This is a genomic window from Bacillus sp. Bos-x628, from assembly GCF_040500475.1.
Lineage (GTDB): Bacteria > Bacillota > Bacilli > Bacillales > Bacillaceae > Bacillus > Bacillus maqinnsis.
In genome coordinates this window covers 2,064,154-2,086,845 of sequence record NZ_CP159358.1, presented here as the reverse complement: position 1 = coordinate 2,086,845, position 22,692 = coordinate 2,064,154, and the positions used below count along the sequence as shown (strand labels likewise).

Genomic DNA, 22,692 nt, shown 5'->3' with positions numbered 1-22,692 from the left:
AAATGGAAAAAGAGAAAAAAGGAGCGAGAGAAGTAGATCTCTTAGATATTGTTCAGTTTGTGGCTCCAGGAACACCTCTGCGAGCAGGGATCGAAAATGTATTGAGAGCCAAGACTGGGGGGTTAATTGTCGTTGGTTATAATGATAAGGTCAAAGCAGTGGTAGATGGAGGTTTTCACATTAATTCAGCCTTTTCCCCAGCACACTTATATGAATTGGCCAAAATGGATGGAGCCATTATTTTAAGTGACTCTGGTCAAAAAATCTTGTATGCGAATACACAGCTCATGCCAGACGCAACGATTCATTCTTCAGAAACAGGCATGAGACATCGAACGGCTGAACGTGTAGCAAAACAGACTGGGTGCTTAATTATTGCGATTTCCGAACGGAGAAATGTCATTACCTTATACCAAGGAAATCGTCGTTATACTTTGAAGGATATTGGGTTTATTTTAACGAAGGCCAATCAGGCCATTCAAACACTTGAGAAGTATAAAACGATTTTAGACCATGCCATATCTACGTTAAGCGCCCTAGAATTTGAAGAGCTTGTGACATTTGGTGATGTGCTGTCAGTTCTGCATCGCTATGAAATGGTGCTAAGAATTAAAAATGAAATTAATATGTATATCAAAGAGCTCGGAACAGAAGGACATCTGATTCGTCTGCAAGTAAATGAGCTCATTACAGATATGGAGCAAGAAGCAGCTTTATTTATTAAAGATTACGTGAAAGAAAAGATTAAAGATCCATATGTTTTGCTCAAACAGCTCCAAGATATGTCTAGTTTTGAACTTTTAGATGATTCGATTCTGTACAAGTTACTTGGATATCCGGCTTCTACAAATATTGACGATTATGTGTACACAAGGGGATACAGATTACTGCATAAAATCCCTAGATTGCCTATGCCAATCGTCGAAAATGTCGTTGAAGCATTCGGTGTGCTCGATCGAATTATGGAAGCAGATGTACAAGAATTGGATGAAGTAGAAGGAATTGGAGAAGTAAGAGCGAAGAAGATAAAAAAAGGATTAAAAAGATTACAAGAAAAACATTATATTGATCGCCAACTATAAAAAAGGAAAAATCTTCTCATTTGCGGTTAAAAATGGCTGAATTTGGGTATATTAATGATGCTTTTTGTTTTCTGTTGATCATGATGGGAAACTTAAACATATATCAATGTCAGGTGAAGGTGGATTGACAGATGAAAAATAAAGGAGGTGAAGGTATGTTAAAAAGAATCGTTCAGGTGTTTTTTATCATTTTGGGTGCAGTTGTGGGAATTTTTATCATTCCAGAGTTATTTCTACTGTTAAATGTAAAGGACATACCTTTCATAACAAATGCTTATTTTTCAGCACTAATAGGAGCGGCAGTGTTCTTCATCGTCGGCAAATGGTGCACAGGCTATGTTGTGAATTGGATGAAATGGATCGAGGATTCTCTATTGAAGGCACCTCTTCCTGATCTTATATCCGGAAGTTTCGGTTTAGTATTTGGACTTATTCTAGCATATCTTATTGTAAACGTGATCCCGCTAAACAATATTCCATATCATATTTTTGGAACGATTTTCCCTATTTTCCTGGCTTTCTTTTTAGGATACCTTGGATTCCAAGTAGGATTTAAGAAGAAGGATGAAATGATGGGGCTGTTCTCAAGATCTGGAAAGGTCAGCAAGAAAAAAGGAGCAATTGATGATGAACCTGAAATAGAAGATAAAAAGCTGAAAATTTTAGACACAAGTGTTATCATTGATGGAAGAATCGCAGATATTTGTCAAACTGGATTCCTAGAAGGAATTATGGTGATTCCTCAATTTGTGTTAGAAGAATTACAGCATATTGCAGACTCATCTGACGTCTTAAAAAGAAATAGAGGCCGAAGAGGTCTTGATATTTTAAATCGTATTCAAAAAGAGTTGGATATCAAAGTTGAGATTTACGAAGGTGACTTCGAGGACATTCAAGAGGTTGATAGCAAGCTTGTGAAGCTCGCTAAGTTAACTTCAGGTGTTGTTGTGACAAATGATTTTAATTTAAATAAAGTATGCGAACTTCAAAAAGTAGCAGTGTTAAACATCAATGATCTAGCGAATGCGGTCAAACCGGTCGTATTGCCTGGGGAAGAAATGAAGGTACAGGTCATTAAAGATGGGAAAGAGCACAACCAAGGTGTTGCCTACTTAGATGACGGTACGATGATTGTTGTCGAAGAAGGACGCAATTACATTGGAAAAGACATTGATGTATTGGTCACAAGTGTGCTTCAGACTGCTGCTGGAAGAATGATTTTTGCGAAGCCAAAACTTCTGGAGAAGGCGCTCTAAAGGGAGAACGAACATGTATTATGAAGTAGTTATTCCGGCTGCGGGGCAGGGGAAACGAATGAAGGCCGGCCGCAATAAACTTTTTATTGAACTGAAAAGAATGCCGGTCATCATTCATACACTGAAGGTGTTTGACGCCCATTCACCATGCAAACGCATGATCCTTGCGATCAATGAAGAGGAGCGTCGTGACTTTGAAAGGCTACTAAAGGTATACGCTTTTCAAACGCCTGTTTCACTCGTCACTGGCGGTGAAGAACGTCAGCAAAGTGTATACGAAGGATTGAAAGCAGTAAAAGATGCGGACATCGTGCTTGTGCATGATGGTGCAAGGCCTTTTATTAAGCATAGACAGATTGACTTACTCGTTAAAGCCGCGATTGAAAAAGGCTCCGCAGTCGTAGCGGTACCAGTGAAAGACACAATCAAACGCGTTCAAGAAGGCAAAGTGGAGCAAACCATTGAACGTCAGAGCTTGTGGGCAGTCCAGACCCCACAAGCTTTTCGTCATTCTATTTTAAAAGAGGCGCATGAATATGCGGAACAGACAGGTTTCCTTGGAACAGACGACGCTAGCCTTGTTGAACAACTACAGGGTGAGAGTGTGTATATTGTCCAAGGAGACTATACCAATATTAAGCTGACAACACCGGATGATTTATTGGTTGCTAGGGCAATTATGGAGGCGGAAAGAGGGAACTAGAATATGTTTAGAATAGGACAAGGCTTTGATGTACATCAGTTAACAGAGGGAAGACCTCTTATTATCGGCGGGGTAACCATTCCCTATGAAAAGGGGCTGCTCGGTCATTCAGACGCTGACGTACTGCTTCATACGGTGGCAGACGCATGTCTAGGTGCGATTGGTGAAGGGGACATTGGTAGACACTTCCCAGACACTGACCCTGAATTTAAAGGTGCTGATTCATTCAAATTACTTCAGCATGTGTGGGCACTTGTGAAAGAAAAAGGTTATACGCTGGTGAATATTGATTGCACGATCATGGCTCAGAAGCCAAAGATGGCTCCATACATTCAACCAATGTGTGAGAAAATTGCAGAAGCGCTTGAGGCGGATGTCACTCAGGTGAATGTAAAAGCAACGACTACGGAGAAACTCGGATTTACAGGCAGAGGAGAAGGAATTGCGTCACAGGCGACAGTGCTTCTTCAGAGAAAGTAAAATCCGTTTTGATGCGAAAGGTATTTGATGATAAAATACGTATATAAAAAAATGTCAGACAACATGTGCAGATGAAAGGAAGTTAAACTCATGGGAAATGAAGTGCGTGTTCGTTATGCACCGAGTCCAACTGGTCATTTACATATTGGGAATGCTAGAACGGCTCTTTTTAATTATTTGTTCGCACGCAGTCAAGGCGGCAAATTTATTATTCGTATTGAAGATACGGATCAAAAACGTAATGTAGAAGGCGGTGAGGAAAGTCAGCTCCGTCATTTAAAATGGCTCGGCATTGATTGGGATGAGAGCGTTGATAAAGATGGTGGCTATGGTCCTTACAGACAATCAGAGCGTAATGATATTTACAAGAAATATTATGAGGAGCTGTTAGAGAAGGACTTGGCTTATAAGTGCTATTGTACGGCTGAAGAACTAGAGCAAGAACGTGAAGCGCAAATTGCCCGCAGTGAAATGCCTAGATATTCTGGGAAATGCAGTCATTTATCAAAAGAAGAAGAGGACAAGCTTATTGCTGAAGGAAGAGAGCCAAGTATTCGCTTCCGTGTACCAAAAGGTGAAATGATCAAATTTAACGACATGGTCAAAGGTGATATTTCTTTTGAAACCGATGGTATCGGTGACTTTGTTATTGTGAAGAAAGATGGCACGCCCACTTATAACTTCGCTGTTGCAGTTGATGATCATTTGATGAAAATGACACACATTCTCCGCGGTGAGGATCATATCTCTAATACACCTAAACAAATCTTGGTATTCAAGGCTTTTGGCTGGGATGTACCGCTTTTCGGACATATGACATTGATCGTCAACGAGAATCGTAAGAAACTAAGTAAACGTGATGAATCCATTATTCAATTCATCGAGCAATATAAGAACTTGGGCTATTTACCGGAAGCGTTGTTTAACTTCATTGCATTACTTGGATGGTCTCCAGTTGGTGAAGAAGAACTATTTACAAAAGAGCAATTCATTGAAATTTTCGATGTAAACCGACTTTCAAAGTCACCAGCTCTATTTGATATGCATAAACTGAAATGGGTGAATAACCAATACATGAAAGCACTTGATCTTGATCAAGTTGTGCAATTAACACTTCCACATCTTCAAAAAGCAGGAAAAGTCAGTGAACAATTGACGGAAGAGGAAAGAGTTTGGGTACGTAAATTGATTTCTCTTTATCAAGAGCAGCTTAGTTACGGAGCAGAAATTGTTGAGTTAACAGAGTTGTTCTTTAAGGAGCAAATTGAGTATAATCAAGAGGCAAAGGCAGTTTTAGCAGAAGAGCAAGTTCCAGAAGTCTTGGCATCTTTTGCAGAACAGCTTGAGCGCCTTGAGTCTTTCACACCTGATGAAATTAAGGCTGCGATTAAAGCTGTTCAAAAAGAAACAGGGCACAAAGGCAAGAAACTATTCATGCCAATTCGTGTGGCTGTCACAGGACAAACGCATGGTCCAGAACTTCCGCAAAGCATTGAGCTTTTAGGAAAAGAAACGGTATTAAACCGTATTAAACAACTATAAGTAAAATCGTTGCGAGGGAGAAGTACAAAGTTTTCACCCATCACAGAAAGAGTCTTCACCGGCTGAAAGAGACTTATGGGCAAACTTTGGAAATGCACCCTCAAGACCCTTGAGGAACACATAAGTAAGTATGCAAGGGCGGTGACCTCCGTTACGGGATTAAGTTGAGAAAGCTTGCAAGGTAAGAGAGCTTTCTAAACAGAGTGGAACCGCGTTTCAAAACGTCTCTGTCAGATGGCAGAGGCGTTTTTTATTTGTCGAAAAAGAGAGCAAGTTTTTAGAGAGATTGATTTGGAAGAACGGGGGGAGCATGTGTTTTTCAAAATGCTGAAAGAAGATATTGATACTGTGTTTGATCAAGATCCTGCTGCTAGAAGCTATATTGAAGTCGTGCTAACCTATTCGGGGCTTCATGCGATTTGGGCTCATCGTATCGCGCATGCATTTTATAAGCGCAAACTATATTTTATTGCGCGGGTCATTTCCCAGGTCAGCCGGTTTTTTACAGGTGTTGAGATTCATCCAGCGGCGACAATCGGCAGGCGCTTCTTCATTGATCACGGCATGGGTGTCGTGATCGGAGAAACATGTGAAATCGGAAACAACGTAACCGTTTTCCAAGGCGTGACGTTAGGAGGAACAGGGAAAGAAAAGGGGAAGCGACATCCAACTATTTTAGATGATGCCCTCATTGCCACTGGTGCAAAGGTGCTTGGTTCCATTACTGTTGGAAAAGGGTCCAAGATTGGTGCAGGGTCAGTTGTGTTAAAAGATGTGCCAGACCATTCAACAGTTGTAGGTATACCTGGGCGCGTGGTGGTTCAAAATGGGAAAAAAATCAATCGTGATCTCAATCATCAAGATTTGCCAGATCCAGTTTCCGATCGTTTTAAAGAATTGGAACGAGAAATGGAAAAACTAAAACGTGAGCTGGCTTCATTGAGCAGAAAGGAAGAACAATCATGACAATCAATATTTATAATACATTGACTCGTAAGAAGGAAGAATTTATCCCGCTTGAACCAGGAAAGGTCAAGATGTATGTGTGCGGACCAACCGTTTATAATTACATTCATATTGGGAATGCAAGGCCAGCTATTGTGTATGACACTGTTCGTAAGTATTTAGAATACAGCGGTTATGATGTGCACTTTGTATCAAACTTTACAGATGTCGATGATAAACTCATTAAAGCGGCAAATGAATTAGGAGAAGATGTTCCAACTATTGCTGACCGGTTTATCCAAGCATATTTCGAAGACGTCAGTGCACTAGGTTGCAAAAAAGCAGACCTGCATCCTCGAGTGACGGAAAATATGGATGATATCATTGCTTTTATCGCCGCATTGATTGAAAAAGGGTACGCTTATGAAGCGGATGGCGATGTGTATTACAGCACACGTTCATTTGAAGGTTATGGAAAGCTTTCTCACCAATCAATTGATGAACTGAAGACAGGCGCACGTATTCGTGTAGGCGAAAAGAAAAGAGATGCGCTGGACTTTGCTTTATGGAAGGCTGCAAAGGATCAGGAAATCTCGTGGAAGAGTCCATGGGGCGAAGGACGCCCAGGCTGGCATATCGAGTGTTCTGCAATGGTGAAGAAATATTTAGGTGATACCATTGATATCCATGCAGGTGGACAGGACTTAACATTCCCGCATCATGAGAATGAAATCGCCCAATCCGAGGCTTTGACAGGAAAACCTTTTGCAAAGTATTGGATGCATAACGGGTATATCAACATTGATAATGAAAAAATGTCAAAGTCACTTGGAAACTTTGTGCTTGTTCATGACATTATTAAAGAACAAGACCCAGATGTCCTTCGATTCTTTATGTTATCTGTTCACTATCGTCATCCAATTAATTACTCAATTGATTTATTGGAGAGTACAAAAAGTGCATTTAACAGACTAAAAACATCTTTTGCTAACTTACAACATCGTCTTGAGAGTAGCACCAATTTAACAGACGATCACGCTGAATGGTTGGCGAAAATTGAAGAACAGCGTGCTACATTTATTGCTGAAATGAATGATGATTTTAATACAGCGAATGCTATTTCTGTCTTATTTGAATTAGCGAAACAGGCCAATTACTATATGGAGAATGATCATACAACAGAAGAAGTCATCAAGGCATTCATTGAACTGTTCAAAGAGATCACTTCAGTTCTTGGCTTCTCATTAGAAGAAAAGCACGCACTTGATGAAGAAGTAGAAGCGTTAATAGAAAAACGTAATGAAGCTAGACGAAATCGCGACTTTGCACTGTCTGATCAAATTCGTGACCAATTAAAGAGCATGAATATTGTATTGGAGGATACTCCTCAAGGGACTCGTTGGAAAAGAGGAGAATAAAGTCATGTTGAATTTTGAAAAGCTGAAAGACGGAAAGCAGTTGAACGGACTTGCGCTTGCTTATATGGGTGATGCCATCTTTGAAGTATATGTCAGGCATTACCTCCTCCAAACGGGGGCGACAAAACCAAATGAACTGCATAAAAGAGCAAGCAAAATTGTATCAGCCAAATCCCAAGCCGCCATTTTATTTGAACTTCAGCAGAGAGGCTTCTTTACTGAAAAAGAAGAAGCGGTGTTAAAAAGAGGAAGAAATGCAAAATCAGGCACAGTGCCTAAAAACACAGACGTTCAAACGTATCGTTATAGTACGGCGTTTGAAGCGGTCATGGGTTATTTATTTATTGAAAAGCAGGACGAGCGCTTAGAAGAGCTAATCCGTCAAGCGATTGAAATCGGAACGTCAGGGAGGAAGACAAATGAGTCAGCAACATGATTATGTGATTGGGAAGAATGCAGTGATTGAGACGTTGAAATCTGACAGAGAGTTATACAAGCTCTGGATGGCAGAAAACACTGTAAAAGGACAAGCCCAGCAGGTCATTGAACTCGCCAAAAAGCAGAATATCACCATACAGTATGTTCCGAGGAAAAAGCTTGATCAAATGGTATCCGGTCAGCATCAAGGAATTGTGGCACAAGTAGCTGCTTATGAATATGCGGAATTAGAAGATCTATATCAAATTGCGCAAAAGCGAAATGAACAGCCATTTTTCCTTATTTTAGATGAGATTGAAGACCCTCATAATTTGGGATCCATTATGCGTACGGCAGATGCTGTTGGTGCGCATGGGATCGTCATTCCAAAAAGGCGAGCAGTCGGCTTGACGACAACCGTCGCAAAGGCATCTACTGGAGCGATCGAGCATATTCCTGTAGCAAAAGTAACCAATCTTTCAAGAGCTTTAGATGAGATGAAAGAAAGAGGGATTTGGATTGCAGGAACAGATGCATCTGCTAAACAGGATTACAGACAGTTTGATGGAACGATGCCTCTAGCTCTTGTTATCGGCAGTGAAGGAAAAGGTATTGGTCGATTAATTAAGGAAAAATGCGATTTCCTAATTAAGCTGCCAATGATCGGGAAGGTGACTTCATTGAATGCATCAGTTGCCGCCAGCTTGTTGATGTATGAAGTTTTTCGAAAACGTTATCCCTTAGGAGAATAGAGATGGATATCCTTTTAGTCGATGGATACAACATGATCGGTGCATGGCCTCGTTTGCAACACTTAAAGGAAAACAGCTTTGAAGAAGCCAGAGACGTACTAATTCAAAATTTAGCAGAATACCAAGCATATACAGGGTATCGAGTTATTGTTGTATTCGATGCCCACATGGTCAAAGGAATCGAAAAAAAGCGGACAAACCACCGAGTAGAGGTCATTTTTACGAGAGAGAACGAAACGGCTGATGAGCGAATTGAAAAGCTGGCACAAGATTTGAATAATATCCGGACGCAAATCCATGTGGCAACATCTGATTATACGGAACAATGGGCGATTTTTGGACAAGGTGCTCTTCGTAAATCTGCTCGAGAGCTACTGAGGGAAATTGAAGTAATAGAAAGAAAGATTGAAACACGTGTAAAAAAGATTACTTCTGATAAACCAGCATCCAAAATTGAATTGTCAGAAGATGTATTGAAAACGTTTGAAAAATGGCGGCGGGGCCATTTAGAATAACTTGACGATATTTCAACCATTATTGTATAATATTTCTATCTAGGTGCGGTCGGGGGGATCGAAGTGACTCTAAACAACAGCAAGGGTAAATCCATCAGAGAGCAATTTTGCCAGTTGGAAGATGAACAAGTCATTGAAAGGGTTCATGTCGGAGATAGTGATGCGCTAGATTATTTAATAACGAAATACCGCAATTTTGTACGTGCAAAAGCAAGATCTTATTTTCTGATTGGAGCGGACCGTGAGGACATTGTCCAAGAGGGGATGATTGGGCTATATAAGTCTATTCGTGATTTCAGAGAGGACAAGCTTACTTCATTTAAGGCTTTTGCAGAATTATGTATTACCCGCCAAATTATCACCGCAATTAAAACAGCTACTCGCCAAAAACATATCCCGTTAAATTCCTATGTATCATTAGACAAGCCAATATACGATGAAGAATCGGACAGAACATTATTGGATGTCATTTCCGGTGCTAAAGCGCTTAACCCAGAAGATCTGATCATTAGCAAAGAAGAATTTGATGATATTGAAATGAAAATGGGTGAACTATTAAGTGAGCTGGAAAGAAAAGTACTTGTGCTTTATCTGGATGGCAGATCATATCAGGAGATTTCTGAAGATTTGAACCGTCATGTGAAATCTATTGATAACGCTCTCCAAAGAGTGAAGAGGAAACTGGAAAAATATTTAGAGCTTCGTGAAATCAGTCTCTAGTAAAACCTATATTGACAGCTTTTTCGACACTGTGATAAGGTACTAAGGAAATGATGTCGAGAAAATAGGTGTAAATTATGCGAAAAAAAGTGACTCTAGCCTGTAAAGACTGCGGGAGCCGCAACTATACGACAATGAAAAGCATTGCTTCAGCAGCTGAAAGATTAGAAGTTAAGAAATATTGCAAGACTTGTCATTCACATAAAACACATTTAGAAACGAAGTAAGATTTGCGTTCTTTAATCTGTGGAGGTCTTTTACATGCGTATTATCAGTTTCCTAAAAAGTGTCGGGAAAGAAATGAAAAAGGTCAGTTGGCCAAAGAAAAACGAAATGGTTCGTTACACAATTACTGTTATTTTGACAGTCGTTTTCTTTGCAGTTTTTTTCTCTCTTCTTGATATAGGAATCTCACAATTAATCGAATTAATTCATTAATACTTGAATAATGGTCTGCTGAACGTGCTATAATAGATCATAATATGACTCGCCAAAAAACCCGTTTTGCGGGTTTTTTCAATTGCTTGAAAATATCCACCGTTACTCGAAATTCGTCTAATAGACATTATGAAATGTGGGGAGGGAAGGACTGAATAGTCCTAAACGAAAATGGAAAAGAATTGGTATGTTGTGCATACGTACTCTGGCTATGAAAATAAAGTAAAAGCGAACTTGGAAAAGCGTGTTGAATCAATGGGCATGCAAGATAAAATCTTCCGCGTTGTCGTACCAGAAGAAGAAGAAACTGATATTAAAAATGGTAAGAAAAAAGTCGTCAAAAAGAAAGTGTTCCCAGGTTATGTTCTTGTTGAAATTGTGATGACAGATGACTCATGGTATGTGGTACGTAATACACCAGGTGTCACAGGGTTCGTCGGATCAGCTGGATCAGGTTCAAAGCCGACAGCACTATTACCAGGCGAAGCGGAAACCATTCTGAAGAGAATGGGTCTTGAAGAACGCAAGACAGAAATTGACTTTGAACTAAAAGAAACAGTGAAGGTCATTGATGGACCATTTGCGAACTTCACAGGCTCTATCGAAGAAATTGATTATGATAAAAGTAAAGTGAAAGTATTCGTTAATATGTTTGGTAGAGAAACACCTGTTGAACTTGAGTTCACACAGATCGATAAATTGTAATTGAAAAGAGCTTGAAATGAGTGTATAGAAGTGGTAATATAGCAAAGGTACGTCTTGAGTTACCTCAAGATCGCTAGCTAGTTATTTCGTCATTCATATAAAGAATGAAGTTGTTGAGTGGGAGGGGGATTCCCCTATTACCACATCACGGACTTTAAGGAGGTGTGTCTCGTGGCTAAAAAAGTAGTAAAAGTTGTAAAATTGCAAATTCCTGCTGGAAAAGCTAACCCAGCTCCACCAGTTGGACCTGCACTAGGTCAAGCCGGTGTTAATATCATGGGATTCTGTAAGGAGTTTAACGCTCGTACAGCTGACCAAGCTGGTCTTATCATTCCTGTTGAAATTTCGGTTTTTGAAGACCGTTCATTTACATTTATTACTAAAACTCCACCTGCTGCAGTTTTACTTAAAAAAGCAGCTGGTATTGAGTCTGGTTCTGGTGAACCTAACCGTAATAAAGTTGCAACTGTTAAGCGTGATAAAGTACGCGAAATCGCAGAAACAAAAATGCCTGATTTAAACGCTGCTAGCGTTGAATCAGCTATGCGTATGGTTGAAGGTACTGCACGCAGCATGGGTATTGTCATCGAAGATTAGTTTTTTTGTCTTGTTGGGTTGCGAGTTTGGTTTTGACAAGTTCGCAACCCTTATTCGTGGGAGGTTATTCCGCTAAAACCACATAAGGAGGATTTTTATAATGGCTAAAAAAGGTAAAAAGTATACAGAAGCTGCTAAGCTGATCGACCGTTCTAAAGCGTACGATGTAGCTGAAGCTGTTTCTCTTACAAAGAAAACAAACACAGCGAAATTTGATGCGACTGTAGAAGTTGCTTTTCGTTTGGGCGTAGACCCTCGTAAAAACGATCAACAAATCCGCGGTGCAGTTGTACTTCCTAATGGAACTGGTAAAACTCAACGCGTTCTTGTGTTCGCTAAAGGCGAAAAAGCAAAAGAAGCAGAAGCTGCTGGAGCAGACTACGTTGGAGATTCTGATTACATCACAAAAATCCAACAAGGCTGGTTCGAATTCGATGTAATCGTTGCAACACCTGACATGATGGGTGAAGTTGGTAAGATCGGTCGTGTACTTGGGCCAAAAGGTCTGATGCCAAACCCTAAAACAGGAACTGTTACATTTGAAGTGGAAAAAGCAATCAATGAAATCAAAGCTGGTAAAGTTGAATACCGCGTTGATAAAGCTGGTAACATCCATGCGCCAATCGGGAAGGTTTCTTTTGAGGACGAGAAGCTTGTTGAGAACTTTACAACAATTTACGAGACCATCCTTAAAGCAAAACCTGCAGCGTCTAAAGGTGTATACGTGAAAAACGTTTCTATTACATCTACAATGGGGCCTGGCGTGAAAGTGGATCCATCATCTTTCTCTGCTTCAAAATAATTCTTGACTAATCACAAATATTTTGCTAACATCAAAATGTTGTAAAATAGAATAATGTCCATTTATACCGTAGACAGCAGGGGCCTTATGGCTTAAATAACCCGCCGAGGTGTATATGTCACAGTCTTACGTTAACGTATGCTTGTATATACAGCCTCCATGTCTTGATGGAGGCTTTTTATATGAAGAACCGTTCGTTAGGAACGTGATGGCCTGATCGGTATAAGTGTTACACAAAGAATGTACAGGAGGTGTAACCATGAGCAACGCAATCGAAACTAAAAAAGTAGTCGTTGATGAAATTACTTCTAAATTTAAAGACAGTAAATCAACAGTGATCGTCGATTATCGCGGTCTTTCAGTTGCTGAAGTAACAGAACTTCGTAAGCAACTTCGTGAAGCTGGTGTAGAATTTAAAGTTTACAAAAATACTTTGACTCGCCGTGCAGTTGAACAAGTTGAATTGACTGGTTTGAATGATTTCTTGACTGGTCCAAATGCGATCGCATTCAGTAACGAAGATGTAATCGCACCTGCGAAGATCATCAATGATTTTGCGAAAAACCACGAGGCTTTAGAAATTAAAGCTGGTGTCATCGAAGGAAATGTAGCGACTGTAGAAGAAGTGAAGGCTCTTGCTGAACTTCCGTCTCGCGAAGGCTTGCTTTCTATGTTGCTTAGCGTTCTTCAAGCTCCAGTCCGTAATCTTGCTCTTGCAACTAAAGCAGTTGCAGAACAAAAAGAAGAACAAGGCGCTTAATGCGTAATTTACGTAAAAAAACTTAAAATGGAGGAATTACAAATGGCTTTAAATATCGAAGAAATCATTGCTTCAGTTAAAGAAGCAACTGTACTTGAGTTAAACGACTTAGTAAAAGCAATCGAAGAAGAATTTGGCGTAACTGCTGCTGCACCTGTAGCTGTAGCTGGTGCTGCTGCTGGTGGCGCTGCTGAAGAGAAAACTGACTTTGATCTAATCCTTGCTGGTGCTGGAGATCAAAAAATCAAAGTGATCAAAGTAGTTCGTGAAATCACTGGTCTTGGCTTAAAAGAAGCTAAAGAACTTGTTGACAACACTCCAAAACCACTTAAAGAAGGTATTGCTAAAGAAGAAGCTGAAGAACTTAAAGCTAAGCTTGAAGAAGTTGGCGCTTCTGTAGAAGTTAAGTAATCTTCGCCTAATCTTTTGGAAAAGCTCGCTTTTACTGGCGGGCTTTTTCTTTTCTAATCTCCTGAAACGATTGAATCCAGAGGAGGTCCATTCAATATGAGTGACCACTACTATACGGAAAAGCCATCAGTGAAAAGTAATCAAAAGACATGGGACTTCACCTTGAGAAACCGTACCTTTACTTTTACAAGTGATAGTGGAGTGTTTTCTAAGAAAGAAGTCGACTATGGTTCAAGGCTTTTAATTGAAGCTTTCGAAGAACCTGAATTGGATGGCGACGTCTTAGATGTCGGTTGCGGTTATGGACCGATCGGCTTATCATTAGCAAACGAAATGACAAGTCGCACCATTCATATGATTGATGTGAACGAAAGAGCAGTCGAACTTTCAAAGGAAAACGCTAAACATAATCGCATTGATAATGTCCGCATCTATCAAAGTGATTTGTTCTCGAATGTTCATTCATCAGCTACTTTTGCCTCGATACTGACCAATCCCCCCATCCGGGCAGGGAAGAAAGTTGTACATGCGATCTTTGAAAAAAGTGCTGATCATTTATTGCCGGAAGGTGAATTGTGGGTGGTTATTCAGAAAAAGCAAGGCGGGCCATCTGCGATTGAAAAATTAAAACAGCTCTTTAAAGAAGTGACGGTCGTTAAGAAAAAAAAGGGCTATTATGTGATCAAAGCTAAAAAAGTTTGACGCAGTTTCCGAGCTGTGTTAACATTATAAAATGCCAATATGTATATTTTGCTTGATAGGCTTAAAAAACAACTATTTTGTATAAATTATGCATACTTGGGAAAACTAATAAAATCGGTATTTGCTTTTGGATGTGGTTTTCTTATTTTAGAAACCCTTTTTTCTTTTGTCTTGTAAAAGTATTTCTATTCTGACATGCAAAAGAGCGAAATACTTTTTACACATATAATACGCATGATTTGAGGGGTGAATCAGTTGACAGGTCAACTAGTTCAGTATGGACGACACCGCCAGCGCAGAAGTTACGCACGCATAAGCGAAGTGTTAGAATTACCAAATCTCATTGAAATTCAAACCTCTTCTTATCAGTGGTTTCTTGATGAGGGTCTTAGAGAGATGTTTCAAGATATATCCCCAATTGAGGATTTTACTGGCAACCTTTCTCTTGAATTCATTGATTATAGCCTAGGGGATCCTAAGTATCCTGTAGCAGAATCAAAAGAACGTGACGTAACTTACTCTGCTCCACTAAGAGTGAAAGTTCGTCTCATTAACAAAGAAACTGGAGAAGTAAAAGACCAAGATGTGTTCATGGGTGATTTCCCAATCATGACAGACACAGGTACTTTTATCATTAATGGTGCGGAACGTGTAATCGTTTCTCAGTTAGTGCGATCTCCAAGTGTATACTTCAGTGGTAAAGTAGACAAAAACGGTAAAAAAGGCTTTACTGCGACTGTCATTCCAAACCGTGGCGCATGGTTAGAATACGAAACTGATGCGAAGGATGTAGTATATGTACGCATCGATCGCACACGTAAGTTGCCGGTTACGGTTCTTTTGCGTGCTCTCGGCTTCAGCTCTGATCAAGAGATTCTTGACATCATTGGCGAGAATGAATACTTACGCAATACGTTGGAAAAAGACAACACAGAGAATGCTGATAAAGCACTTCTTGAAATCTACGAGCGTCTTCGTCCTGGAGAACCGCCAACTGTTGAAAATGCGAAGAGCTTGCTAGACTCACGCTTCTTTGATCCAAAGAGGTACGACTTAGCAAATGTTGGACGCTACAAGATTAATAAAAAACTTCATATTAAAAATAGACTTTTCAATCAAAAACTAGCTGAAACGTTAGTTGATCCTGAAACAGGTGAAATTCTAGCAGAAAAAGGTCAAATTATAGATAGAAGAGTTCTTGATAAAATTCTTCCATACTTAGAGAACGGCATCGGATTTAGAAAGCTTTATCCGAATGGTGGTGTAGTAGAAGATGAAGTAGAGCTTCAGTCTATCAAGATTTATGCACCAACTGATCCAGAAGGCGAACAAGTGATTCATGTGATTGGCAATGCATATGTAGATGAAACTGTAAAAAACATCACGCCATCTGACATTATTGCATCGATCAGTTACTTTTTTAACCTGTTGCACGGTGTAGGCGATACAGATGATATCGACCACCTAGGTAATCGCCGTCTACGTTCTGTAGGTGAACTTCTGCAAAACCAATTCCGTATTGGTTTAAGCAGAATGGAGCGTGTTGTTCGTGAAAGAATGTCTATTCAAGACACAAACACGATTACACCTCAGCAATTGATTAACATCCGTCCTGTGATCGCTTCTATCAAAGAGTTCTTTGGTAGCTCTCAGCTTTCTCAGTTCATGGATCAAACAAACCCGCTTGCTGAATTGACTCATAAACGTCGACTATCAGCACTTGGACCAGGTGGTTTGACTCGTGAGCGTGCAGGAATGGAAGTTCGTGACGTTCACTACTCTCACTATGGTCGTATGTGTCCAATCGAAACCCCAGAGGGTCCAAACATCGGTTTGATCAACTCTCTATCTTCATTTGCGAAAGTGAACCGTTTCGGCTTTATCGAAACACCTTACCGCAGGGTTGACCCTGAAACAGGTAAAGTGACCCCAAGAATTGATTACTTGACAGCTGATGAAGAGGATAACTACGTTGTAGCACAAGCGAACGCTCAGTTAGATGAAGATGGCTCATTTATAGATGACAACATCATTGCTCGTTTTAGAGGGGAAAACACAGTTGTACCTCGAAACCGAGTTGACTATATGGATGTATCGCCAAAGCAGGTTGTTTCTGCAGCGACAGCATGTATCCCATTTTTAGAAAACGATGACTCTAACCGTGCTCTAATGGGAGCGAACATGCAACGTCAGGCTGTGCCTTTGATGCAGCCAGAAGCACCAATTGTTGGTACAGGAATGGAGTATGTATCAGGTAAAGACTCCGGTGCTGCTGTGATCTGTCGCTACCCAGGTGTTGTAGAACGTGTTGAAGCGAAAAATATTTGGGTTCGCCGTTATGAAGAGGTCGACGGACAACAAGTCAAAGGGAACCTAGACAAATACAGCTTGCTGAAATTTGTCCGCTCTAACCAAGGGACTTGCTATAACCAGCGTCCAATCGTTAGTGTTGGAGATGAAGTCGTCAAAGGAGAAATTCTTGCAGACGGTCCTTCTATGGAAAAAGGTGAATTGGCTCTAGGACGTAACGTGATGGTCGGCTTTATGACTTGGGACGGTTACAACTATGAGGATGCGATCATTATGAGTGAGCGCCTTGTAAAAGACGACGTCTACACATCTATTCATATTGAAGAATATGAATCAGAAGCTCGTGATACGAAGCTTGGACCTGAAGAAATCACACGTGATATTCCAAACGTTGGGGAAGACGCATTGCGCAACCTTGACGAGCGTGGAATCATCCGTATCGGTGCAGAAGTCAAAGACGGAGATCTTCTTGTTGGTAAAGTAACGCCTAAAGGTGTAACAGAACTGACAGCTGAGGAACGTCTATTACACGCTATCTTTGGTGAAAAGGCTCGAGAAGTTCGTGATACGTCTCTTCGTGTTCCACACGGCGGCGGTGGTATTATCCACGATGTGAAAGTCTTTAATCGCGAAGATGGAGATGAATTGCCACCAGGTGTGAACCAGTTAGTTCGTGTATACATCGTTCAGAAACGTAAAATTTCTGAAGGTGACAAAATGGCCGGACGACATGGTAACAAAGGGGTTATCTCCAAAATCCTTCCAGAAGAAGATATGCCATATCTTCCAGATGGCACACCGATTGATATCATGTTAAACCCTCTAGGGGTACCATCTCGTATGAACATCGGTCAGGTACTTGAGCTTCATATGGGTATGGCTGCACGTTACCTTGGCATTCACATTGCGTCACCAGTATTTGATGGTGCTCGTGAGGAAGATGTTTGGGAAACGCTTGAAGAAGCAGGTATGTCTCGTGATGCGAAAACAGTCCTTTATGATGGTCGAACTGGTGAACCATTCGACAACCGTGTATCTGTTGGAATCATGTATATGATCAAACTGGCTCACATGGTTGACGATAAACTTCACGCTCGTTCAACAGGACCGTACTCACTTGTTACGCAGCAGCCACTTGGCGGTAAAGCACAATTTGGTGGTCAGCGTTTCGGAGAGATGGAAGTATGGGCACTTGAAGCTTATGGTGCAGCTTACACCCTTCAAGAGATCTTAACAGTTAAGTCGGATGACGTTGTAGGTCGTGTGAAAACATACGAAGCTATCGTCAAAGGGGATAACGTACCTGAACCAGGTGTCCCTGAATCATTCAAAGTGTTAATCAAAGAACTTCAAAGTTTAGGTATGGATGTGAAAATCTTATCTGGCGATGAAGAAGAAATAGAAATGAGAGATTTAGAAGACGATGAGGAAACGAAGAAAGCAGACGGATTAGCGTTATCTAATGACGAAGATGCCGCTGACTTCGCCCCTGTCGATCTTGAACGTGACGCAGTCACAAAAGAATAGCAGAAACGATTAGAGCAAGTGACTAGGGTATAACCCGAAGATTAAAAGGGAGGTAGGCCCCTTGCTAGATGTGAACAATTTTGAGTATATGAACATCGGTCTCGCATCACCTGATAAAATCCGTTCTTGGTCTTTTGGTGAAGTGAAAAAGCCTGAAACGATTAACTATCGTACACTGAAACCTGAAAAAGATGGTCTCTTTTGTGAACGTATCTTCGGACCACAAAAAGACTGGGAATGTCATTGTGGAAAGTATAAGCGCGTTCGTTATAAGGGTGTTGTATGTGACCGTTGTGGTGTAGAAGTAACACGGGCAAAAGTCCGTCGTGAGAGAATGGGGCATATTGAACTGGCTGCCCCAGTTTCCCACATTTGGTATTTCAAAGGTATTCCAAGCCGTATGGGACTTGTTCTTGATATGTCACCACGTGCGTTAGAAGAAGTGATCTACTTTGCTTCTTACGTCGTGACAGATCCAGGCAACACGCCGCTTGAGAAAAAACAACTCCTTTCTGAGAAAGAATTCCGTGCATATTTAGATAAATACGGTAATACCTTCCAAGCGGCTATGGGTGCTGAAGCAATTAACAAACTTCTTCAAGATATCGACCTTGTCAAAGAAGTGGATACACTAAAAGAAGAGCTGAAAACGGCTCAAGGTCAACGTCGTACACGTGCGATCAAACGCCTTGAAGTATTAGAAGCCTTCCGTAACTCAGGTAACAAACCATCATGGATGATCCTTGACGTGCTTCCGGTTATTCCACCGGAATTGCGACCAATGGTTCAGCTAGATGGCGGACGTTTTGCTACATCTGACTTAAACGATCTCTATCGTCGAGTCATCAACCGTAACAATCGTCTGAAACGTCTATTAGATCTTGGTGCGCCAAGCATTATCGTTCAGAACGAGAAACGTATGCTTCAAGAAGCTGTCGATGCCTTGATTGATAATGGACGTAGAGGTCGACCGGTAACAGGACCAGGAAATCGACCATTAAAATCTCTTTCACACATGCTGAAAGGGAAACAAGGACGTTTCCGTCAAAACTTGCTTGGTAAACGTGTTGACTATTCTGGACGTTCCGTTATCGTCGTAGGACCACATTTGAAAATGTATCAATGTGGACTTCCAAAAGAAATGGCTCTTGAATTATTCAAACCATTTGTGATGAAGGAGCTTGTCGAAAAAGGATTAGCTCACAACATTAAGAGTGCAAAGCGAAAAATTGAGCGTGTACAACCAGAAGTATGGGATGTTTTAGAATCAGTGATTCGTGAGCACCCTGTTCTATTAAACCGTGCACCAACTCTTCACAGACTTGGTATTCAAGCGTTTGAACCTACACTTGTGGAAGGACGCGCAATTCGTCTACATCCACTTGTATGTACAGCCTACAACGCTGACTTTGACGGTGACCAAATGGCGGTTCACGTACCATTATCTGCTGAAGCACAAGCTGAAGCACGTATCTTAATGCTTGCTGCTCAAAATATTTTGAACCCGAAAGATGGAAAACCAGTTGTTACGCCATCTCAGGATATGGTGCTTGGTAACTACTACCTCACACTTGAACGTAAAGGTGCGATTGGAGAAGGTATGGTCTTCAAAGATACAGACGAAGCACTTCTCGCATATCAAAATGGATATGTTCACCTTCACACGCGTGTAGCTGTTGCAGCTAGCTCGTTGAAGAACTCGACATTCACTGATGAACAGCGTTCTAAGCTGTTAATTACAACAGTTGGTAAGCTGATCTTTAACGAAATCTTACCGGAATCATTCCCATACATGAATGAGCCGACAAAGAGTAATATTGAAGAAAAAACGCCTGACCGTTTCTTCCTTGAAAAAGGTGAGGATGTAAAAGCTGCTATCGAGAAACAAGAGATCAATCCGCCATTCAAAAAAGGTATTTTAGGAAAAATTATTGCGGAAATCTTTAAGAGATTCCACATTACTGAGACTTCTAAAATGCTTGATCGCATGAAAAATCTTGGTTTCAAATACTCTACTAAAGCGGGTATTACCGTTGGTGTTTCTGATATCGTCGTATTAGATGATAAGCAGAAAATTCTTGAAGAAGCACAAGCGAAAGTAGATAACGTCATGAAGCAATTCAGACGTGGGCTGATTACAGAAGAAGAGCGTTATGAGAGAGTGATTTCAATTTGGAGTTCTTCTAAAGATGTCATCCAAGGAAAACTGATGAAGTCCCTTGATGAAGTCAACCCGATCTACATGATGAGTGACTCAGGAGCGCGTGGTAACGCATCTAACTTCACTCAGCTGGCTGGTATGCGTGGTCTGATGGCCAACCCGGCTGGACGTATCATTGAACTTCCGATTAAATCTAGTTTCCGTGAAGGTTTAACCGTATTGGAATACTTCATTTCCACTCACGGAGCGCGTAAAGGTCTTGCCGATACTGCCCTTAAAACTGCTGATTCAGGTTACCTAACGCGTCGTCTCGTAGACGTTGCACAGGATGTCATTATCCGTGAAACAGATTGCGGAACGGATCGTGGAATTTTGGCTAAGTCCATTAAAGAAGGAAATGAAGTCATTGAAAAACTTGAAGAACGTCTGATCGGACGTTTTGCAAGAAAACCAATTACTCATCCGGAAACTGGAGAAGTCATTGTAAACGAAAACGAACTAATTGATGAAGATAAGGCACTTGAAATAGTTGACGCTGGTATTGAGGAAGTATGGATCCGCTCTGCATTTACATGTAACACACCGCATGGAGTATGTAAACGATGCTACGGCCGTAACCTTGCAACTGGTACCGACGTAGAAGTTGGTGAGGCAGTTGGAATCATCGCTGCACAATCGATCGGTGAGCCAGGAACACAGCTGACAATGCGTACGTTCCACACAGGTGGGGTTGCTGGAGACGATATCACACAAGGTTTACCTCGTATCCAAGAGCTATTTGAAGCGCGTAATCCGAAAGGGCAAGCGACCATCTCTGAAATTGATGGTGTTGTTGCTGAAATCAACGAGGTTCGTGACAAACAACAGGAAATTGTGGTTCAAGGCGAAGTTGAAACTCGCTCTTACACAGCTCCTTACAATGCTCGTCTTAAAGTCGTTGAAGGTGATAAAGTAACACGCGGTCAAGTACTGACAGAAGGCTCTATTGACCCGAAAGAACTTCTAAAAGTGACAGATATGACAGCTGTTCAAGAATATCTGCTTCATGAAGTACAAAAAGTATACCGTATGCAAGGGGTAGAAATTGGAGATAAGCACGTAGAAGTAATGGTTCGCCAAATGCTTCGTAAAGTGCGTGTCGCTGATGCAGGGGATACAGATGTATTACCAGGCACACTTCTTGATGTACATCAATTCACTGAAGCGAACAAGAAAGTATTATTCGAAGGCAAACGCCCTGCGACAGGTCGTCCAGTTCTACTTGGTATTACAAAAGCATCACTTGAAACAGACTCATTCTTATCTGCTGCATCATTCCAAGAAACAACTCGTGTCCTAACAGACGCAGCAATTAAAGGAAAACGTGATGAGTTACTTGGCTTGAAAGAGAATGTGATCATTGGTAAACTTGTTCCTGCTGGAACAGGAATGCCGAACTACCGTAAAGTAAAGCCGGTTTCACAAGTGCAACCAACTGATGATATGGTACCTGCAGAATAAGTTTTCTCATAAGATTTCCATAAAAATCATCAAAAAATGGTGAAGGATGTCAAGATAATCTGATATACGATATTGACATCCTTCTGCCATGATGATAATATAACCAAGGTGCTCAAAATAAAACCTGTTACTTTGGAGGATATTCGATGTCTTATGATAAAGTATCACAGGCTCAATCAATTATTATTGGTACGAAGCAAACAGTAAAAGCTCTAAAACGAGATTCAGTAAAGGAAATCGTCGTAGCAAAAGATGCTGACCCTGCCTTAACAGCTGGTGTAATGAAACTAGCGAAAGAGAAGGGTGTAGACATTTTAGTGGTAGATTCCATGAAAAAGCTCGGCAAGGCCTGCGGAATTGAAGTTGGGGCAGCAGCTGTTGCCATTATGTTATAACGTACTTGTTTGTTTTTGTATGTGTAAAATGCAAAAACATTGTTTTTTGTCTTTTGATGAACCACCTGGGTATGTGGGTTATAAAAAAAGTAATGAAGGGAGGAATAACAACATGCCTACAATTAATCAGCTAGTACGCAAAGGACGCGTGAGTAAAGTTGAAAACTCAAAGTCTCCTGCACTTAACAAAGGATATAACAGTTTCAAAAAAGAGCACACTAACGTAACATCTCCACAGAAACGCGGGGTTTGTACTCGTGTCGGAACAATGACACCGAAGAAGCCAAACTCAGCACTACGTAAATATGCTCGTGTACGTTTGTCTAACCTGATTGAAGTAACAGCTTACATTCCTGGTATCGGACACAACCTACAAGAGCACAGTGTAGTACTTATTCGTGGCGGACGTGTAAAAGACTTACCGGGTGTACGTTACCACATCGTTCGTGGTGCGCTTGATACTGCCGGGGTTGACGGTCGTATGCAAGGACGTTCTAAATACGGAACAAAACGCCCGAAACAAAGCAAATAATATAAACAAACATAAGGGTTTT

23 protein-coding genes and 2 other annotated features are annotated in these 22,692 nt (G+C 40.9%); all 23 genes read left to right on the top strand.

What is annotated here, in order from left to right; translation table 11 throughout:
- Positions 1–2: 2 nt before the first annotated feature.
- A complete protein-coding gene (gene disA, locus ABVJ71_RS10800; protein WP_353854027.1) occupies positions 3–1,082 on the top strand; it encodes a DNA integrity scanning diadenylate cyclase DisA in 1,080 nt (359 codons plus the stop codon).
- A 155-nt stretch (positions 1,083–1,237) separates the two neighbouring features.
- On the top strand, positions 1,238–2,338 hold the full coding sequence (locus ABVJ71_RS10795) for a PIN/TRAM domain-containing protein (RefSeq protein WP_353856638.1): 1,101 nt from the start codon (positions 1,238–1,240) through the stop codon (positions 2,336–2,338).
- A 13-nt stretch (positions 2,339–2,351) separates the two neighbouring features.
- Positions 2,352–3,041 (top strand): 2-C-methyl-D-erythritol 4-phosphate cytidylyltransferase, encoded by a 690-nt coding sequence (gene ispD, locus ABVJ71_RS10790; protein ID WP_353854026.1) that lies wholly within the window; start codon positions 2,352–2,354, stop codon positions 3,039–3,041.
- 3 nt (positions 3,042–3,044) lie between these two features.
- A complete protein-coding gene (ispF, locus tag ABVJ71_RS10785; protein WP_353854025.1) occupies positions 3,045–3,521 on the top strand; it encodes a 2-C-methyl-D-erythritol 2,4-cyclodiphosphate synthase in 477 nt (158 codons plus the stop codon).
- A 90-nt stretch (positions 3,522–3,611) separates the two neighbouring features.
- Positions 3,612–5,063 carry a glutamate--tRNA ligase gene (gltX, locus tag ABVJ71_RS10780; protein WP_353854024.1) on the top strand — a complete coding sequence of 484 codons (1,452 nt, stop codon included), beginning with the start codon at positions 3,612–3,614 and terminating at the stop codon, positions 5,061–5,063.
- Positions 5,064–5,295 (top strand) — a binding site (T-box leader).
- Between the two features lie 80 nt (positions 5,296–5,375).
- Positions 5,376–6,029: a serine O-acetyltransferase gene (gene cysE / locus ABVJ71_RS10775; RefSeq protein ID WP_353856637.1), complete on the top strand. Its 654-nt coding sequence runs from the start codon at positions 5,376–5,378 to the stop codon at positions 6,027–6,029.
- Positions 6,026–7,426 carry a cysteine--tRNA ligase gene (gene cysS / locus ABVJ71_RS10770; protein WP_353854023.1) on the top strand — a complete coding sequence of 467 codons (1,401 nt, stop codon included), beginning with the start codon at positions 6,026–6,028 and terminating at the stop codon, positions 7,424–7,426. The genes cysE and cysS overlap by 4 nt, the downstream gene beginning before the upstream one ends.
- A gap of 4 nt (positions 7,427–7,430) precedes the next feature.
- Positions 7,431–7,862, top strand: a complete 432-nt coding sequence (locus ABVJ71_RS10765) for a Mini-ribonuclease 3 (protein WP_353854022.1) — start codon at positions 7,431–7,433, stop codon at positions 7,860–7,862.
- On the top strand, positions 7,846–8,595 hold the full coding sequence (gene rlmB / locus ABVJ71_RS10760) for a 23S rRNA (guanosine(2251)-2'-O)-methyltransferase RlmB (protein ID WP_353854021.1): 750 nt from the start codon (positions 7,846–7,848) through the stop codon (positions 8,593–8,595). Before ABVJ71_RS10765 ends, rlmB begins: the two co-directional genes overlap by 17 nt.
- A 2-nt stretch (positions 8,596–8,597) precedes the next feature.
- Entirely contained in the window at positions 8,598–9,110 is a 513-nt protein-coding gene (rae1, locus tag ABVJ71_RS10755; protein WP_353854020.1) for a ribosome-dependent mRNA decay endonuclease Rae1/YacP, read from the top strand.
- A gap of 63 nt (positions 9,111–9,173) precedes the next feature.
- Positions 9,174–9,830, top strand: a complete 657-nt coding sequence (sigH, locus tag ABVJ71_RS10750) for an RNA polymerase sporulation sigma factor SigH (RefSeq protein ID WP_353854019.1) — start codon at positions 9,174–9,176, stop codon at positions 9,828–9,830.
- A 77-nt stretch (positions 9,831–9,907) separates the two neighbouring features.
- The gene (gene rpmG / locus ABVJ71_RS10745) at positions 9,908–10,057 is read left to right on the top strand and encodes a 50S ribosomal protein L33 (protein WP_353854018.1); all 150 of its coding nucleotides are present in this window, start codon (positions 9,908–9,910) and stop codon (positions 10,055–10,057) included.
- Positions 10,058–10,091: 34 nt separating this feature from the next.
- The gene (gene secE, locus ABVJ71_RS10740; RefSeq protein WP_353854017.1) at positions 10,092–10,268 is read left to right on the top strand and encodes a preprotein translocase subunit SecE; all 177 of its coding nucleotides are present in this window, start codon (positions 10,092–10,094) and stop codon (positions 10,266–10,268) included.
- A 171-nt stretch (positions 10,269–10,439) separates the two neighbouring features.
- Positions 10,440–10,973, top strand: a complete 534-nt coding sequence (nusG, locus tag ABVJ71_RS10735) for a transcription termination/antitermination protein NusG (RefSeq protein WP_003217197.1) — start codon at positions 10,440–10,442, stop codon at positions 10,971–10,973.
- A 171-nt stretch (positions 10,974–11,144) separates the two neighbouring features.
- Positions 11,145–11,570, top strand: coding sequence for a 50S ribosomal protein L11 (rplK, locus tag ABVJ71_RS10730; RefSeq protein WP_003216956.1), 426 nt, complete (start codon positions 11,145–11,147; stop codon positions 11,568–11,570).
- 100 nt (positions 11,571–11,670) lie between these two features.
- Entirely contained in the window at positions 11,671–12,372 is a 702-nt protein-coding gene (rplA, locus tag ABVJ71_RS10725) for a 50S ribosomal protein L1 (RefSeq protein WP_353854016.1), read from the top strand.
- Between the two features lie 49 nt (positions 12,373–12,421).
- Positions 12,422–12,562 (top strand) — a sequence feature (ribosomal protein L10 leader region).
- 69 nt (positions 12,563–12,631) lie between these two features.
- The gene (gene rplJ, locus ABVJ71_RS10720; RefSeq protein WP_353854015.1) at positions 12,632–13,132 is read left to right on the top strand and encodes a 50S ribosomal protein L10; all 501 of its coding nucleotides are present in this window, start codon (positions 12,632–12,634) and stop codon (positions 13,130–13,132) included.
- A gap of 42 nt (positions 13,133–13,174) precedes the next feature.
- Positions 13,175–13,543, top strand: a complete 369-nt coding sequence (rplL, locus tag ABVJ71_RS10715; protein ID WP_353854014.1) for a 50S ribosomal protein L7/L12 — start codon at positions 13,175–13,177, stop codon at positions 13,541–13,543.
- Between the two features lie 96 nt (positions 13,544–13,639).
- Positions 13,640–14,245, top strand: coding sequence for a class I SAM-dependent methyltransferase (locus ABVJ71_RS10710; protein ID WP_353854013.1), 606 nt, complete (start codon positions 13,640–13,642; stop codon positions 14,243–14,245).
- Positions 14,246–14,500: 255 nt separating this feature from the next.
- On the top strand, positions 14,501–18,082 hold the full coding sequence (gene rpoB, locus ABVJ71_RS10705; RefSeq protein WP_353854012.1) for a DNA-directed RNA polymerase subunit beta: 3,582 nt from the start codon (positions 14,501–14,503) through the stop codon (positions 18,080–18,082).
- Between the two features lie 61 nt (positions 18,083–18,143).
- Positions 18,144–21,743, top strand: coding sequence for a DNA-directed RNA polymerase subunit beta' (rpoC, locus tag ABVJ71_RS10700; RefSeq protein ID WP_353854011.1), 3,600 nt, complete (start codon positions 18,144–18,146; stop codon positions 21,741–21,743).
- 146 nt (positions 21,744–21,889) lie between these two features.
- Entirely contained in the window at positions 21,890–22,138 is a 249-nt protein-coding gene (locus tag ABVJ71_RS10695) for a 50S ribosomal protein L7ae-like protein (RefSeq protein ID WP_353854010.1), read from the top strand.
- A gap of 112 nt (positions 22,139–22,250) precedes the next feature.
- Positions 22,251–22,670, top strand: coding sequence for a 30S ribosomal protein S12 (gene rpsL / locus ABVJ71_RS10690; RefSeq protein WP_008356518.1), 420 nt, complete (start codon positions 22,251–22,253; stop codon positions 22,668–22,670).
- The last annotated feature ends 22 nt before the right edge of the window (positions 22,671–22,692 follow it).